The following is a 14,663-nucleotide window of genomic DNA, read 5'->3' as shown; positions in this document are numbered from 1 at the left end:
CCGAATCAGCGGGTCGGGCGAACGTCGGCGGCGAGCGGCTCCTGCGCCGCCCCCAGCTCGGCCCCGCGCCCGCACAGCGACTGGTCGATCGCGTGGAGGTGGCGCGCGATGCCGATGAGCGAGCGGTGGCGGCGCGATCCGGTGAGGTCGGGGTGGTTCTCGAGCTGGTCGATCACGTCGCCGGCCGGGTGGAACACGATGTCGGCGATCCCGCCGTCGAGGGCACCGCGGAAGGTCTCGATGTCAGCCTGCACCGCCCGCATGGCCCGGTCGAGCGCTTCGCGGAGCCCCGCGGTGTCGGCGGCGCCGAGGGCTCCGTCGGCGCGTCTCATGAGGGCGCGGCCGTGGTACTCGCAGGCGCCGAGGATCACGAGCGTCCGCCGCGACCCCGACCGGTTCGAGACGCCGGCCCAGCCCTGCGTGATCGGCTTGCTCGTCGTCGTCAGCGCCACGTAGGCGTCGCGGAGGGCGCGGGCGTCGTCGGGTGCGGCGGCTGCGGCCCCGGCACGGGGAGTGGGGATCGCGAGCCGCTGCTCGGCGGTCCGGAGCGTCGCAGCCAGCTCGCCGAGGAACACCCGCGTCGCCGACCGCATCGCGTCGCGAGTGCTGTTGGGGAACACCACGTACGAGACCAGGATGCCGATCGCGGCCCCGGCCGCCGTCTCTTCGAGGCGGACCAGCAGGAGGTCGACGCTGAACTCGCCGAGCAGCCCGTACAGGAGCGCAAGCATCGTCGTGATGCCGAAGATCATCCACGCCGACGACACCTGCATGAAGTAGAAGCCGAGGAACAGCGACAGCAGGATCAGGATCAGGGAGACGACGAGGTTGCCGCCGACAAGCCCGGCGATCAGGACGCCGAGGACCACGCCGCCGAGCGTGCCCACCACGCGCTGCCAGCCCTTCGTGAGGATCTCGCCGCGCGTCGAGGTGCCGACGTAGACGACGAACGCCGCGATGACGGCCCAGAACCAGCGCGTCGACGAGAGCGCCGTGCCCGCCGCGATCGACAGTGCCGCCGCCAGGCCCACCTGCACGGCGGTCCGCGCCAGCTGGGGGAGCGCGGAGCGTCCTGTGGGCGGCCCAGCCGGAACCGCCGCGTCGTCGGGCCCGGGCGGGAGATCGCCGGCGGGATCGACGTCGGCCGGGTCGGCGTGGCTCGGCGCCGCGTCGCCGCCGCGCGCGACGATGCCCTGCCACGACGTGAAGCCGAAGCGCACGACGCGCGCGAGGGCCTCGAGCCGGTCGTCGCTGTCGGAGACCCCGCCGGGCGACACGTGCGCGCCGTGACCGCTGACGATCGGCGTCGCCGTCGTGTCGAGCGCGACGGCCGCGTCGGCGTCGGGAGCGGCTTCAGCGGGATGCGGCGGCGCGCTCTCGCGGCTGAGCTCCACGGGCGCGTGGACCGCCCGGCGCAGCTCGCGGAGCCGCCCCGAGAGCTGCTCGCGCTGCTCGTCGGTCATGCTCCCGTCGAGCAGCACGCGCCGCACGATGCTGTGCAGGCGCTCGAGCGTCAGCTGGAAGTCGAAGATGCGCACGCTGAGCTCGTCGTTCGCGAGCCCCTCGACGAGCGGGTGGTCGGCACTCGCCAGGGCCTGCTCGGCTCCGACGGCGGTCGAGCTCGAGGCCGCCAGGCGCGACGTCGCCGTGCGGTGCAGGCGCTCGTCGATGACGCCCTCGCGCACCCCGTCGTCGACGACGTCGAGCACTCGCCCCGCCCGGACTCCCAGCGCGCGGATCAGCCGTCGCAGGTCGCGGTCCGGGTGCTTCGGCCGCAGCAGCCAGCGGAGCGCGATCACGACGATGGCGGCGATGCTCACGGCGACCGCGACGACCGGGATCTCGGCCGGGGTCACGCGCGTGAAGATCGCGATGAAGTACGACATGAACGCGACCATGCCGATCGGCACGCCCCGCTGGCCGATGACGCGGGCGAACACCGCCGCCATCGCCACGGCGACGAACACGATGTCGGCCACCAGCGTGACGTCGTTCGTGAGCGCCGCCAGGGTCACGGCGACCAGCGACGACGGGATCATCAGCAGGATCGACACCGCGCGCGGCTTCGGCCGGGTGTCGCGCACTGCGTTGCAGGCGAGCATCGTCAGGATCAGCCCGGGGATCGCCCCCGCGGCCGACAGCCCGGTCAGCGCCGCGAGCCCGAACAGGATGATCGCGACCACGATGAGGCAGGTGATCGTCGTGCCGGCGTGCCGCAGCCTCGACAGGTCGGGGTCGGACGTCGCGACTAACCGCACCGCCCGGCGCAGCGGACGCGTCACCGCGCGGCGCACCCTCGCCGACGACGACTCGCCGACCGGGATCGCCGTCGTCGCCGTGTCGACTGCCATGCGGACCTCCTGCCCCCAGGCTATTGCTCGACGGCGTCGCGCGCCGTGCCGGACGGCCTCCGGAGCAGGCGGGAGCCCGGCGCCGGGTGCGCCGGCGGTTTGGCCCCCCTGTCACGAGATGGCCCGCGTCGTCGCCCCCGCCCTCGTACGCCGACCGGCACGGCCATCTCGCGGTCTCGGCCGGTGCCGATCACGGTCCGGCGACGGGGCGGGCTCAGCCGTTGCGCCCGACCGGATGAGTCCGGGGCGCGGTCGACGACGAGCGGACCACGAGCGCCGGGATCGTCCGCTCGCGCTCCGAGGCCGGACCTCCCGCCAGGATCCCGACGAGGTCGTCCATCAGCTGACGCCCGAGCGCGTCGAAGTCCTGCCGCATCGTCGTGAGGGGAGGCGTGTAGTGGGCGGCCTCGGGGATGTCGTCGAAGCCGACCAGGGAGATGTCCTCGGGCACGCTGATGCCGGCGTCCTCGAACGCGTGGAGGAGGCCGAGCGCCATCTGATCGTTGGCGACGAACACCGCGGTGACGTCGCGGATGAGGGGGACGACGATCTTCCCCGCCTCGAACCCGCTCTGCGGAGTCCAGGCTCCGCAGACCACGTCGCGTGCGGTGAGGCCGTGGGCGGCGAGCTCGTCCCGCCAGCCGCGCGCGCGCTCGGTCGCGTCGAGGGAGTCCGGCGGTCCGCTGACGTGCAGGATCTCGCGATGGCCGAGCGCCACCAGATGGCCGACGGCGCGTCGAGCACCGTGGTACTGGTCGAGGGAGAGGCTGTGGAAGCCGGAGTGCCCGACCGGGTCGATCGAGACGAGGGGAACCGCGAGGTCGACTCCGGCGATGGCCTCGTAGGCGCTGGTGCGGACGGCGATCAGCACGATCGCCTCGACGTTCTGCCGCATCAGGAGGGCGAAGGCGGCCCGGACGGCCTCGGCGCTGGCGTCCGCGACGGAGGCGAGGGTCACGGCGTAGTTCGCGGCGTCGGCCGCGACGCTGAAGCCGTTGGCGATGCTCGCCGGCCCGAAGTCCGTCGCCCCGGTGTTGATTACGCCGATGGTGCGCGAACGGCGGGTCACGAGGGCCCGGGCGGCGACCGAGGGGGTGTACTGGAGCTCCTCGATGGCCTTCTCGACCTTCTCCCGCGTCTTGTCCGCGACGTTGGGCATGTCGTTCAGGACCCGCGAGACGGTCTGGTACGAGACGCCCGCGAGTCGCGCGACGTCGAGGATCGTCGCTGCTCGGGTGCTGCTGCCCGTGACCATGGCGTGCCCGTTCGATGAGGTGGATGGCGGCGGGGTGGGGGAGGCGCCGTGGCTCATTATCGCGCCAGCCGCTGGGGCGCCGAGCCGAGTCGGGGAGCCGTCGGGTTCTGACGACGGAGGCCCGCGGGAATGATCCCGCGGGCCCCGCCGTCTGCTCGACGCTGCGTGTCGAGTGCTACTTGATCGAGCTGGCCGCGCGACGCTTGTTGAAGACGTCGAAGGCGACAGCCGCGAGCAGGACCAGGCCCTTGATGAGCGACTGGTACTCCGTGCCCACACCCAGGATCGACATTCCGTTGTTCAGGATGCCGATGATGAGACCGCCGACGATCGCCCCGGGGACGGTTCCGATGCCGCCGGTGACGGCGGCGCCGCCGATGAAGACGGCCGCGATGGCGTCGAGCTCGAACCCGGTGCCAGCGCTGGGGCTGGCGAGGTTGAGCTGGCCGGTGAAGACCAGGCCGGCCAGAGCCGAGATGACGCCCATGTTGACGAACAGCAGGAAGGTCACGCGCTTGGTCTTGACGCCCGACAGGGACGCCGCCTGCAGGTTGCCGCCGATGGCGTAGGTGTGGCGGCCGAAGACCGAGTTGCGCATGACGGACGCGTAGATCACGACGAGCGCACCGAGGACCACCAGGACGATGGGCGTGCCGCTGTAGCTCGCGAGAAGGAAGGCCACGTAGACGACGAGCGCCACGGTGAAGGCCATCTTGACGATGAACCACGCGAAGGGCTCGTCCTCGAGCTCGTACTTGCGGCGGACCGCGCGCCCGCGGAACCCGCTGAGCACGATGGCGATAGCGGCCACGGCTCCGATGATCAGGGTCAGCGGCTCGTAGCCCGACGTGCCGAACGCCGGCAGGAATCCGGAGCCGAGGGCGCGGAACTGCGACGGGAACGGCGAGATCTGCTGGTTCTGGAGCGCGATCTGAGCCGCTCCACGGAATGCCAGCATTCCGGCCAGCGTCACGATGAACGCCGGTATCCCGAAGTAGGCCACCCAGAAGCCCTGCCAGGCTCCGACCAGAGCACCCAGGATCAGGCACAGGATGATCGCCACCCACCAGGGGAGGCCCCACTGCGTGATCATCACACCGGACATCGCGCCGATGAAGGCAACCACCGATCCGACCGACAGGTCGATGTGGCCGGCGATGATGATCATGACCATGCCGATGGCCAGGATGAGGATGTAGCTGTTCTGGATGACCAGGTTCGACACGTTGATCGGACGCAGCGTGATGCCGTTCGTCGCGATCTGGAAGAAGATCACGATCACCAGGAGGGCTATGAACAGGCCGATCTGGCGGAGCTGGCCCGCGAGATAGGTCGCTGCGGACCCGAGGGGTCCGGGCTGCTTGCCGGGCACGAGGTCCTGGCGGGGGTTCTTGAGGTCAGATGTCGCGCTCATTGACGGGGGCCTCTCGTTCTTGAGTCATGTATTTGAGCAGGTACTCGGGGGTCGCCTGGTCACGGGGGACGTCCGCCGTGATGCGCCCTTCCGAGAGCGTGTAGATGCGGTCGCAGATGCCGAGGAGCTCGGGCAGCTCGGAGGAGATGACGATGACGCCCTTCCCCTGGTCGGCGAGCGCATTGATGATCGTGTAGATCTCGTACTTCGCACCGACGTCGATGCCGCGGGTCGGCTCGTCGAGGATGAGGACCTCCGGGTCGGAGTACATCCACTTCGACAGGACGACCTTCTGCTGGTTGCCGCCGGAGAGCTTTCCCGTGAGCACCGAGACGTTCGGAGCCTTGATGTTCATGCTCTTGCGGTAGCCCTCGGCGACGGTCGTCTCTTTCGACGCGTCGACGAATCCGAGGTGCTCGAGCTTGCCGAGCGCGGCGCCGGAGACGTTGCGCTTGATGTCGTCGATGAGGTTGAGGCCGTAGCGCTTGCGGTCCTCGGTCGCGTAGGCGAGGCCGTTCTTGATCGCGTTCGAGACGGTGTTGGTCTGAATCGGCACGCCGCGCTTGTAGACGGTTCCGGAGATCCGCGTCCCGTAGCTGTGACCGAAGACGCTCATCGCCAGCTCGGTGCGCCCGGCGCCCATGAGCCCGGCGATGCCCACGATCTCGCCGGCCTTCACGCTGAGATTGGCCTGGTGGACGATCTCGCGGGAGGCGTCGAGGGGGTGGTGGACGGTCCAGTCCTCGATCCGGAGGAGCTCCTCGCCGATCGTGGACTCGTGCTCGGGGTAGCGGCTCTCGAGGTCGCGCCCCACCATCGCCTTGATGATCCGGTCTTCCGACACCTCGTCGGCGTGCATGTCGAGCGTCTCGATGGTCTTGCCGTCGCGGATGATCGTGACCTTGTCGGCGATCGCCTTGATCTCGTTCAGCTTGTGGCTGATGATGATCGACGTGATGCCCTGGCTCTGCAGGCTCTTGATGAGGTCGAGCAGGTGCGCCGAGTCGTCGTCGTTCAGAGCGGCGGTCGGCTCATCCAGGATCAGGATCTTGACCTTCTTGGAGAGGGCCTTGGCGATCTCGACGAGCTGCTGCTTGCCGACCCCGATGTCCACGATCTTGGTGACCGGGTTGTCGCGGAGACCGACCCGGGCGAGCAGCTTCGCGGCCTCGAGGTTGGTGTCGTTCCAGTTGATGAAGCCGCGCTTCGAGCGCTCGTTGCCCAGGAAGATGTTCTCGGCGATCGACAGGAACGGGCTGAGCGCCAGCTCCTGGTGGATGATCACGACGCCGGCCGCCTCGGAGTCGTTGATGTTCTTGAACTCGACCGGCTGGCCGTCGAGAAGGATCTGCCCGTCGAACGTGCTCGCGGGGTAGACGCCGGAGAGCACCTTCATGAGCGTCGACTTGCCGGCGCCGTTCTCGCCGCAGATCGCGTGGACCTGCCCGCGCTCGACTTCCAGCGTGACGTCTTGCAGGGCCTTCACCCCGGGGAACGTCTTGGTGATGTCACGCATCTCGAGGATGGTGTTGGACACAGTGGGTCCTTACTTCCGTGGATGGTCGGGAAAAGGGGGCGGCGGCCCGCTGGGGCCGCCGCCGCGATGGTGCCGGTGCTACTTGAGGTCGGCTGCCGTGTAGTAGCCGCTGTCGATCAGGACCTTCTTGTAGTTGTCCTTGGTGACGACGGTCGGCTGGAACAGGTAGGTCGGGACGACCTTGACCTTGTTGTTGTAGCTCTTCGTGTCGTTGACCTCGGGCTTCTTGCCGTTGAGCAGGTCGTCGGCCATCGTGACGGACTCGGTCGCCAGCTGGCGGGTGTCCTTGTAGATGGTGGAGTACTGCTCACCCGCGATGATCGACTTGACCGACGCCGCTTCGGCGTCCTGTCCGGTGATGGTCGGGAGCGGCTTCGACGAGGTGCCGTAGCCGGCACCCTGGAGAGCGGAGATGATGCCGATCGACATGCCGTCGTAGGGCGAGAGGACGCCGTCGACGTTCTTGCCGGCCGAGTACGACTTGGCGATCAGGTTCTGCATGCGGGCCTTGGCGGTAGCCGGGTCCCACTGCAGCGTCGCGGCCTGCGTGAAGCCGGTCTGTCCCGAGCCCACGACGAGCGTGCCGTCGGCGATGTAGGGCTTGAGGGTCGCCATGGCGCCGTTGAAGAAGAAGGTGGCGTTGTTGTCGTCGGGGCTTCCGGCGAAGAGCTCGATGTTGAGGCCCTTCTTCGATCCCGTCTTCTTGCCGTCGGCGTCGAGGACGCCGAGGCCCGTCAGCAGGCTGGTGGCCTGGTCGACGCCGACCTTGTAGTTGTCGAACGACACGTAGTAGTCGACGTTCTTCGAGCCGGTGAGGAGGCGGTCGTACGAGATGACCTTGATGCCGGCCTTGGCGGCGGCGTCGAGCTGGTCGCTGAGCGACCCGCCGTCGATCGAGGCGACGATGAGGACCTTCGCGCCCTTGGTGATCATGTTGCTGACCTGCTGGGCCTGCGTCGGGATCTTGTTGTCGGCGTACTCGAGGTCGACCTTGTAGCCCTTCTTCTCGAGGTCGCTCTTGACGGCGTTGCCGTCCTTGATCCAGCGCTCCGACACCTTGGTCGGCATCGCGACGCCGACGAGGGCGCCCTTGTTGCTGCCGGCGTCGTCGCTCGAGCCGCCAGCGCGGCCTCCCGAGCAGGCCGCGAGGCTGAAGGCGAGGCCGATGGCTGCTGCGCCGACGAAGAACTTCTTTGTCTTCATGGTGTTCCTTTTTCGTGTGGTGATCGTGAGGTGCAAAGGCTCGGAGCGTCGATGTGGACTCCGATGTCTTCTGGCGTTTCGAGAGTGTGAACGTTCACAATCCGGGGTCAATACTAGGCATCGCTCAGCGAATCGCAAGCTAGGACTGTCTCGTTTCGGTAACGGGCCTTCTCGGCGAGGCGCTGAGGCGGGCTACGCGGGGTGGCGGGCGGCCCGGATGGCTGATCCCAGGGCGTCGAGGAAGACCCGCCAGTCTGCGGCGCTGGTCTTGGAGCTGCGCCGCAGGCTCGTCTCCGAGAAGAAGCTCGGCCGTGACCTCGGGCGCGCTCCGGCCAGGGTCACGTCGAACGCGTCGCCGTTCCGCGAGACCACGAGGCCGTCGACCTCGCGCAGATCGATCTCCTGAAGGGCCGGCCGATCCGGCTTCTGCCGGTAGCGCAGGATCCACCCGTCGAGCTCGGCCACGCCCGTCGTCCCGCGCACGGCGAGGGGCCCCGTCGGTGCCGGCGGCTCGTCGCCGGTGCGCGTCCGCTCGGTCCAGGCGTCGCCGTCCCACCAGCGGAGCCGGCCGGGATCCTCGTCGGGGTACCAGCCCGCGGGCGTCTTCGGAGCGGGACGATCGAGTCCGGACGAATTCGCGCTCATGCCCGGAGAGTCCTCATGCCCGGAGAGTCTAGGGCGGGAGTGCCGGTGGTGCACCCGCTGCGGGCCGGTCGCGGCCCGCCGCGAGGTGGCCCGCGCCGTCGCTGCCGCCCCGGCGTGCCGACCGGCACGGCCATCTCGCGGCGGGGGCGCCCCGCTCGGGCGGGGGCGCCCCGCTCGGGCGGGGCGCCCCGCTCGCGCGGGGCCGAGCGGGCTCAGCCCTCGCCGGCGATCTCCCGGAGCGCGTCGAGGTGCCCCCGCCAGGCCGCGCGGCCGGCACGCGTCAGCGAGAGCGTCGTGCGCGGCGTCTTGCCGACGAACCCCTTGCCGACGGCGAGGAACCCCGCCGCCTCGAGCAGCGACACCTGCTTGCTCAGTGCGGAGTCGGTGATCTCGACGGCGTCGCGCACCTCGCCGAAGCTGAGCTTCTCGGCCCGGTCGAGGGCCGCGACGATCGAGAAGCGCACGGGATTCAGGAGGGGGTCGGCCAGGCGGTGGCGGGGATGCTCGGTCATGGTCATCGCCGGGCCTCGACGGCGGCGCACACGAGCGTCACGAGAAGGACCAGCCCCGATGTCGTGCCGGCCCACGCGACCGATCCGTGCGCGAGGGCGACGGCGGCGATCGCGCCCGCGTAGGCGGTCGACCAGCACGCCATGTAGACGGTCCAGCGCCGGCTCCACGCGAAGGCGCGGCGGCCCTGCGTCGTCACGAGGAAGAACAGCAGCAGCGCGAAGGTCGCGGCGAGCGTCCCGACGTAGACGAGGCCGAACGCACGACCCTCGGTGAGGGTCATGGCGGCTGTGCCGAACGACGTGGTCGAGCCGAGCCCGAGCAGGAAGGCGATGTAGGGCCAGCGCACGGCGTCATGCGTGCGCCGGCTCAGCGAGTCGGCGTGGCTGAGCAGGCGGCGAGCCGCGGCGGGGGTGATGTCGGTTCGGTCGGTCATGGTGTCCCCTTTCGTCGACTCGAGCCTCTCACGGACTTGCCAATCCGGCAATTACTTTCCGTCAGCTTCAGCGAGGTGCGTGCCGAGCGCAGGGCCGCGCGGGAGCGCCCGGCCTGCCACGCCGCAGCCGCGCCCCGGGATCACGGCCGGGACGCGCCGCCCGTCAGCTTCGACAGGAGTTCGAGCAACACGGCGCGCTCCGTCTCGGCGAGGGGCGCGAACAGCTCGGGCAGGACGCGGGCGGTGACGGCGTGCCCGTCGGCGAGCATGCGGCGGCCGACGTCGGTGAGACGGTGCTCGAGGCGACGCCCGACGCCGGGGGAGCGCTCGACCCAGCCGGCCGCGACGAGCCGGGTGCCGAGGGTGCCGAACGCCTGGTCGCTCTGGAACGTCGTCACCGCCAGGTCGTGCGCGGATGCCGCCGGGGCGGCGTCGATGGCGCGGAGGGCGTCCCACTGCACGAGGGTGACGCCGATGGCGCGGAGGGCGGAGTCCATGGCGCGGTGGTCGCGGTCCTGGGCGCGCTTGATGGCGAGTCCGAGGAGATCGAGCTTGACAGGCATGGCGTCAGCGTATCAGGATGTTGATATCAACATGTTTAGAACCAGCATCCGGCGTCAGGAGACCCCATGAGCAGCACCCGCACCGCCCTCGTCCTTCACGGCGGCGGAGGCCCCGCCACGATGACCCCGATCGTCGCCTCCCTCGGCGAGGGGTTCTCCGTCGACGCGCCGGTGCACCCGGGGTGGGAGGGCACGCCGAGCGTCCCGGGAGACACGATCGCCGCACTCGCCGGCCGCTACCTCGCCGAGCTGCGGGATCGCGGCGTGCGCGACGCCGTCGTGGTCGGCTCGTCGATCGGCGGCTGGATCGCGGCCGAGGTCGCCGTGCAGGACGGAGCCGTGCCCGAGGCCGAGCGGGTCGTCGGCCGGCTCGTGCTGATCGACTCGGTGGGCGTCGACGTCGCGGGGGAGCCCGCGCGTGACGTCTCGGGCCTCGACGCCCGCGGGCTCGCCGAGCTCGCCTGGGCCGACCCCGATCGCGGCTACGTCGATCCGGCGACGCGAACGCCCGAGCAGCTCGCCGCGACCCGCGGCAACATGGCCTCGCTGCAGGCGTACTCCGGCGGCCCGGAGATGCGCGACCCGACGCTGCTCATGCGGCTCGGCGGCGTCGCGGCCGACACCCTCGTCCTTTGGGGCGAGGCCGACCGCATCGTCACGCCGGCCTACGGGCGAGCGCTGGCGAGTGCGATCCCCGGCGCCCGGTTCGAGGTCGTCGCAGACGCGGGGCACCTGCCGCACCTGGAGCAGCCGGCCGCGACGCTCGGCCTGGTGCGCGGCTTCGTCGGCTGAGGCCGGGCTCTGCCGGTCTGCGAGATGGCCGTGCCCGTCCGGTGGACCCCGCGAGATGGCCGTGCCCGTCGGCGCGACGCGACGCGGCCGACGACGAGGGCCACCTCGCGGAGGCGGAGTCGGACGCGGACGCGGACGCGGACGCGGAGTCGGAGGCCGAGGCGGAGCCGCGTGCGGGCCGCTCGCGGCCGCCGTCGCTACGGTGAACCCATGACGTCCCAGCCCTCCTCCGTGATCATCGTCGGAGGCGGCGCCTCGGCCGTCTTCGCCACCGTCGCCTTGCGCGAGCGGGCCGTCGCGGACGGCGTGGAGCCGCCCCGCATCACGGTCGTCGGCCGCGAGGAGGTCGTGGGGCGCGGCCTCGCCTACGGGCGCGCCGACGCGCACCACCGGCTGAACAGCCCGGCCGGCAAGATGAGCCTCACGGCGTCCGATGCCGACGGCTTCCTCCGCCACCTCGACGAGACCGGATGGCGCGACGTCGACGGGTCGTCCGCGACTCCGGGCGCGTTCGTGCCCCGGCAGGTCTTCGGCGACTACGTCGTGGCGGCCTTCCGCGCGCTGGTCGACGACCCGGCCTCGGGCGTGGCCTTCGAGCCGGGTGAAGTCGCCGACGTCGACGACTCGGGCACGGGCCCCGTCGTGACGCTCGCCGACGGCACGGCGCTCGCCGCGGACGCCGTCGTGCTCGCACTCGGCAATCCCGCGCCCGGGCGCGTCCCGACCGGTGCAGCCCGTGCGATCGACGACCCGTGGGCCGTCGGGGCGCTCGACGGCATCGACGCCTCCGACCATGTGCTGCTGATCGGCACAGGCCTCACCATGATCGACGTCGCGACCTCGCTGGCTCGGCGCCTGCCGGGCATCCGGATGACCGCGACGAGCCGGCACCTGCTCCTCCCGGCGGTGCACCCGAGCGTCCCGGCCGCTCCCGGCCCGGGCCTCGGCGACGGCCTCTCGACCCTCGGCGGCATGATGTCGGCCTTCTCGGCGCGGCTGCACCGGGCCGAGGCGGAGGGGACCCCGTGGCAGGCCGTCGTCGACGGCATGCGCCCGCAGACCCAGGCGCTGTGGCTGGCGCTCGACCAGGCCGACCGCGAGCGGTTCCTCGCCCACGGGGCGCGGCGCTGGGACGTCCACCGCCACCGCATGGCGCAGGCCGTGTGGGCCGAGCTGTCGGGCCTGCTCGACGCCCAGACCCTGACCATCGCCGCCGACGTCGACACGTCCGGATTCGACGTGGCCGTCAACTGCACCGGCCCCGCCTCCGTCGCATCACGCGGCTGGAGCCCCCTCGTCGACCGCCTGCTCGACCGCGGCCTGGTGGCCGGCGACCCCACCGGCCTCGGCTTCGACGCCGACCCCGACGGTGCCCTGCTCGGCGCCGACGGCCTGGCCGCAGGGAGGCTGTTCGGCATCGGCGCCTCGCTCAAGGGCGCGCTGTGGGAGACCGTGGCGATCGGCGAGGTGCGGCTGATGGCGTCGAAGATCGCCGCGCGGCTGGGAGTTCCTGCGACCGCCGTCGCCTAACGGAACTGCAGGGCAGGAACCAGCGGGAACACGTCGCGCGCGATCCGCTCGAGCTCCTCGTGAAGCGGCGACGACTGGATCAGCAGGAGCGTGAGCCCGGCGTCCTGGTACTCGCGGATGCGCCCGGCGACCTGCTCGGGCGTGCCCACCAGATTCGGACGGAGCCCTCGGGTGCCGACGGAGTACTCGCGCTTCGAGAGCTCGACGTCGAGGTTCGAGTGGGCGCGGAACTCCTCGAACGACGCGTACCCGGGGGAGTCGGGGTCGACCGTCGTGATCCTCTCCAGCTCGAGCTGCGCCTCGGCCTCGGTGTCGCGGACGATGACGTAGGCGGCCATGCCGAACTCGCGGAACGGCTCGCCGTGCAGGCGGAGGCGGCGCTCGTTCATGTCGGCGACCTTGGCGCGCACCTCGTCGACGGTGCCGCCGTGGAGAACGTACGAGTCGGCGAACCCGGCGATGGCCTCGCGGCCGGCGTCGCTCTCGCCGCCGGCGAAGATCGCGGGGAGCGCCTCGGGCTTGGGCGACAGGATGGCGTCGGCCACGCTGTAGAAGTCGCCTGCCCGCGTGAAGCGCTCCTCGGTCCACATCCCGCGGAGGATCTCGACGAACTCCGTCGCCTGGTCGTAGCGGCGGTCATGCGTGGTGAAGACCCCGCCGTACTGCTTCGCCTCCTCCGCCCACCAGGCGGCGACGACGTTGAGGGCGAACCGGGAGGCGGCGTCCGGGCCGAGCCCGGCGATGTCAGTGATCGTCGCGGTCGCCTTCGCGATGACGCCCGGGTAGTGGAAACCGGGCCTCACGGCGGTCATCACCCGGAGCCGCTCGGTGACGGCGAGGATCGCCGTGGACAGCGACCAGGCTTCGAGCGACGGGGCGTCGATGCCCTTGCGGTCGTTGAGGTACAGCTCGGGCACGAGCGTCGTGTGGAAGCCGAGGCGGTCGGCCTGGGTAGAGATCCGCTTGATGTAGTCCCAGGCGGCGGGCATGCCCTCGTCGCCGACGTTGCGGAGGAAGCCGCCGTAGACCGGTGTCCAGTAGCCGAAGTGCACGGTCAGATCGCCTCCGTCGCGAGCGCGTCCGCGGGGATGACGGCGGTGAGCGAGCTGTTGAGATCGGCGATCAGGTCGCGGACGTCCTCGAGGCCGATCGAGAGGCGGATCGTGGCCCGCGAGAATCCGGCCTCCTCGAGCTGCTGCGGCTTCAGGTGGCTGTGCGTCGTGGTCGCCGGCTGGATGACGAGGCTCCGGACGTCGCCGATGTTGGCGACGAGCGAGAAGACCTCGAGCGAGTCGATCACCTGGGCGACCGCGCTCTCGCCCGCAGCGAGGTCGAACGAGAAGACGGCGCCGGCGCCGTCGGGAAGGTACCGCCGGGCGAGCTCGTGGTACGGGCTCGAGGCGAGGCCCGGGTGGTTGACCCTCGACACCGCGGGATGCGCGCTCAGGAACTCTGCGACCGCCAGCGCGCTCTGCGTCTGCCGGGCGACCCGCAGCTCGAGCGTCTCGACCCCCTGCAAGATCTGGAAGCTGTTGAACGGCGACAGCGACGGCCCCAGGTCGTGCACCCACTTCGTCTTCGCGTAGACCAGGAAGGCGCTGCCCTCACGGCCGAAGCGCTCCCACAGCACGACTCCGCCGACCCGCTTGTACGGCCGGGTGAACTGCGGCCACTTCTCGGGCTCGGCGCCGAAGTCGAAGGTGCCGAGGTCGACGATGACGCCCGCGAGAGACGAGCCGTGACCGCCCAGGAACTTCGTGGCCGAGTGCACCACGAAGTCCGCCCCGAACTCCTTCGGCCGCTGCAGCACCGGGGTCGCCAGCGTCGAGTCGATGACGAGAGGCACCCCGGCCTCGTGCGCGATCGCCGCCACCTCGGCCATCGGGAGCACCGTGGCGGTCGGGTTGCCGATCCCCTCGGCGAAGAACGCGCGCGTCGTCGGGCGCACGGCGGCGCGCCAGGCGCCGAGGTCGTCTTGATCGACGAGAGTGACCTCGATGCCGAAGTCGGCGAAGGCGTCGGTGAGGAGGTCGATCGTGCCGCCGTAGAGCTGGGCTGGCGCGACGACGTGCTGCCCGGTGCGGACCAGCGACAGGAGCGTGATGGCGACCGCCGCCTGCCCGGACGCGGTCCCGAGCGCCGCGACGCCGCCCTCGAGGGCGGCGAGCCGACGCTCGAAGACCGACTGCGTCGGGTTGCCGTTGCGGCTGTACAGGTTGCCCGTCTTCTCGAGGGCGAAGATCGCCTGAGCGCTCGCCAGGTCGTCGAACTCGTAGGCCGCCGTCTGGTAGATCGGCGTCGCGACGGTGTTCTGCGCCACCGGCGGCAGAACGCCTCCGTGGATCTGCGTCGTGGCGGTGCGGGGCTTGGGGGACTCGGCTGATGAACTCACCTTTCGAGTCTGCCGAAGAGGCCTGACTCGCGACG

At 70.9% G+C, this 14,663-nt stretch carries 13 protein-coding genes; 2 read left to right on the top strand and 11 right to left on the bottom strand.

Going from position 1 to position 14,663, the window contains the following annotated elements:
- Positions 1 to 5: 5 nt before the first annotated feature.
- The 9 genes from AC3CBB_RS08680 to AC3CBB_RS08640 all read right to left on the bottom strand — a co-directional run bounded on the left by AC3CBB_RS08680 (position 6) and on the right by AC3CBB_RS08640 (position 9,914).
- On the bottom strand, positions 6 to 2,351 hold the full coding sequence (locus AC3CBB_RS08680) for an FUSC family protein (protein ID WP_488624260.1): 2,346 nt from the start codon (positions 2,349 to 2,351) through the stop codon (positions 6 to 8).
- 214 nt (positions 2,352 to 2,565) lie between these two features.
- Positions 2,566 to 3,606: a LacI family DNA-binding transcriptional regulator gene (locus AC3CBB_RS08675; protein ID WP_488624259.1), complete on the bottom strand. Its 1,041-nt coding sequence runs from the start codon at positions 3,604 to 3,606 to the stop codon at positions 2,566 to 2,568.
- Positions 3,607 to 3,781: 175 nt separating this feature from the next.
- Complete coding sequence (gene mmsB / locus AC3CBB_RS08670) at positions 3,782 to 5,020, bottom strand: multiple monosaccharide ABC transporter permease (RefSeq protein ID WP_123507166.1); 1,239 nt, start codon at positions 5,018 to 5,020, stop codon at positions 3,782 to 3,784.
- Positions 5,004 to 6,557 (bottom strand): multiple monosaccharide ABC transporter ATP-binding protein, encoded by a 1,554-nt coding sequence (gene mmsA, locus AC3CBB_RS08665; protein WP_123507165.1) that lies wholly within the window; start codon positions 6,555 to 6,557, stop codon positions 5,004 to 5,006. The genes mmsB and mmsA overlap by 17 nt, the downstream gene beginning before the upstream one ends.
- Positions 6,558 to 6,635: 78 nt before the next feature.
- Positions 6,636 to 7,760 (bottom strand): multiple monosaccharide ABC transporter substrate-binding protein, encoded by a 1,125-nt coding sequence (gene chvE, locus AC3CBB_RS08660; RefSeq protein ID WP_123507164.1) that lies wholly within the window; start codon positions 7,758 to 7,760, stop codon positions 6,636 to 6,638.
- A gap of 192 nt (positions 7,761 to 7,952) precedes the next feature.
- On the bottom strand, positions 7,953 to 8,405 hold the full coding sequence (locus AC3CBB_RS08655; RefSeq protein WP_488624258.1) for a DUF2510 domain-containing protein: 453 nt from the start codon (positions 8,403 to 8,405) through the stop codon (positions 7,953 to 7,955).
- Between the two features lie 212 nt (positions 8,406 to 8,617).
- Positions 8,618 to 8,923 (bottom strand): winged helix-turn-helix domain-containing protein, encoded by a 306-nt coding sequence (locus AC3CBB_RS08650; protein WP_488624257.1) that lies wholly within the window; start codon positions 8,921 to 8,923, stop codon positions 8,618 to 8,620.
- Entirely contained in the window at positions 8,920 to 9,351 is a 432-nt protein-coding gene (locus AC3CBB_RS08645; RefSeq protein ID WP_123507161.1) for a chemotaxis protein CheY, read from the bottom strand. The genes AC3CBB_RS08650 and AC3CBB_RS08645 overlap by 4 nt, the downstream gene beginning before the upstream one ends.
- 140 nt (positions 9,352 to 9,491) lie before the next feature.
- Complete coding sequence (locus tag AC3CBB_RS08640; protein ID WP_488624256.1) at positions 9,492 to 9,914, bottom strand: MarR family winged helix-turn-helix transcriptional regulator; 423 nt, start codon at positions 9,912 to 9,914, stop codon at positions 9,492 to 9,494.
- 66 nt (positions 9,915 to 9,980) lie between these two features.
- On the opposite strand from AC3CBB_RS08640, the gene AC3CBB_RS08635 reads away from it, so the two are divergent.
- Entirely contained in the window at positions 9,981 to 10,706 is a 726-nt protein-coding gene (locus AC3CBB_RS08635; RefSeq protein WP_488624255.1) for an alpha/beta fold hydrolase, read from the top strand.
- Positions 10,707 to 10,916: 210 nt separating this feature from the next.
- Complete coding sequence (locus AC3CBB_RS08630; RefSeq protein ID WP_488624254.1) at positions 10,917 to 12,236, top strand: FAD/NAD(P)-binding protein; 1,320 nt, start codon at positions 10,917 to 10,919, stop codon at positions 12,234 to 12,236.
- Here AC3CBB_RS08630 and AC3CBB_RS08625 read toward each other — a convergent pair.
- Entirely contained in the window at positions 12,233 to 13,288 is a 1,056-nt protein-coding gene (locus AC3CBB_RS08625) for an LLM class flavin-dependent oxidoreductase (protein ID WP_488624253.1), read from the bottom strand. The genes AC3CBB_RS08630 and AC3CBB_RS08625 overlap by 4 nt on opposite strands.
- Positions 13,289 to 13,290: 2 nt before the next feature.
- Positions 13,291 to 14,628, bottom strand: coding sequence for an O-acetylhomoserine aminocarboxypropyltransferase/cysteine synthase family protein (locus tag AC3CBB_RS08620; protein WP_488624252.1), 1,338 nt, complete (start codon positions 14,626 to 14,628; stop codon positions 13,291 to 13,293).
- Positions 14,629 to 14,663 lie beyond the last annotated feature (35 nt).

This window comes from Frondihabitans sp. OV104 (assembly GCF_057787745.1).
This window is presented reverse-complemented; position numbering and strand designations above follow the sequence as displayed.

Excerpts from the sequence above, each read along its gene's own strand:
- mmsB (WP_123507166.1), bottom strand. The coding sequence starts at position 5,020 with ATGAGCGCGACATCTGACCTCAAGAACCCCCGCCAGGACCTCGTGCCC.
- AC3CBB_RS08650 (WP_488624257.1), bottom strand. The coding sequence starts at position 8,923 with ATGACCATGACCGAGCATCCCCGCCACCGCCTGGCCGACCCCCTCCTG.
- AC3CBB_RS08640 (WP_488624256.1), bottom strand. The coding sequence starts at position 9,914 with ATGCCTGTCAAGCTCGATCTCCTCGGACTCGCCATCAAGCGCGCCCAG.
- AC3CBB_RS08645 (WP_123507161.1), bottom strand. The coding sequence starts at position 9,351 with ATGACCGACCGAACCGACATCACCCCCGCCGCGGCTCGCCGCCTGCTC.
- AC3CBB_RS08630 (WP_488624254.1), top strand. The coding sequence starts at position 10,917 with ATGACGTCCCAGCCCTCCTCCGTGATCATCGTCGGAGGCGGCGCCTCG.
- AC3CBB_RS08680 (WP_488624260.1), bottom strand. The coding sequence starts at position 2,351 with ATGGCAGTCGACACGGCGACGACGGCGATCCCGGTCGGCGAGTCGTCG.
- chvE (WP_123507164.1), bottom strand. The coding sequence starts at position 7,760 with ATGAAGACAAAGAAGTTCTTCGTCGGCGCAGCAGCCATCGGCCTCGCC.
- AC3CBB_RS08635 (WP_488624255.1), top strand. The coding sequence starts at position 9,981 with ATGAGCAGCACCCGCACCGCCCTCGTCCTTCACGGCGGCGGAGGCCCC.
- AC3CBB_RS08675 (WP_488624259.1), bottom strand. The coding sequence starts at position 3,606 with ATGGTCACGGGCAGCAGCACCCGAGCAGCGACGATCCTCGACGTCGCG.
- AC3CBB_RS08655 (WP_488624258.1), bottom strand. The coding sequence starts at position 8,405 with ATGAGCGCGAATTCGTCCGGACTCGATCGTCCCGCTCCGAAGACGCCC.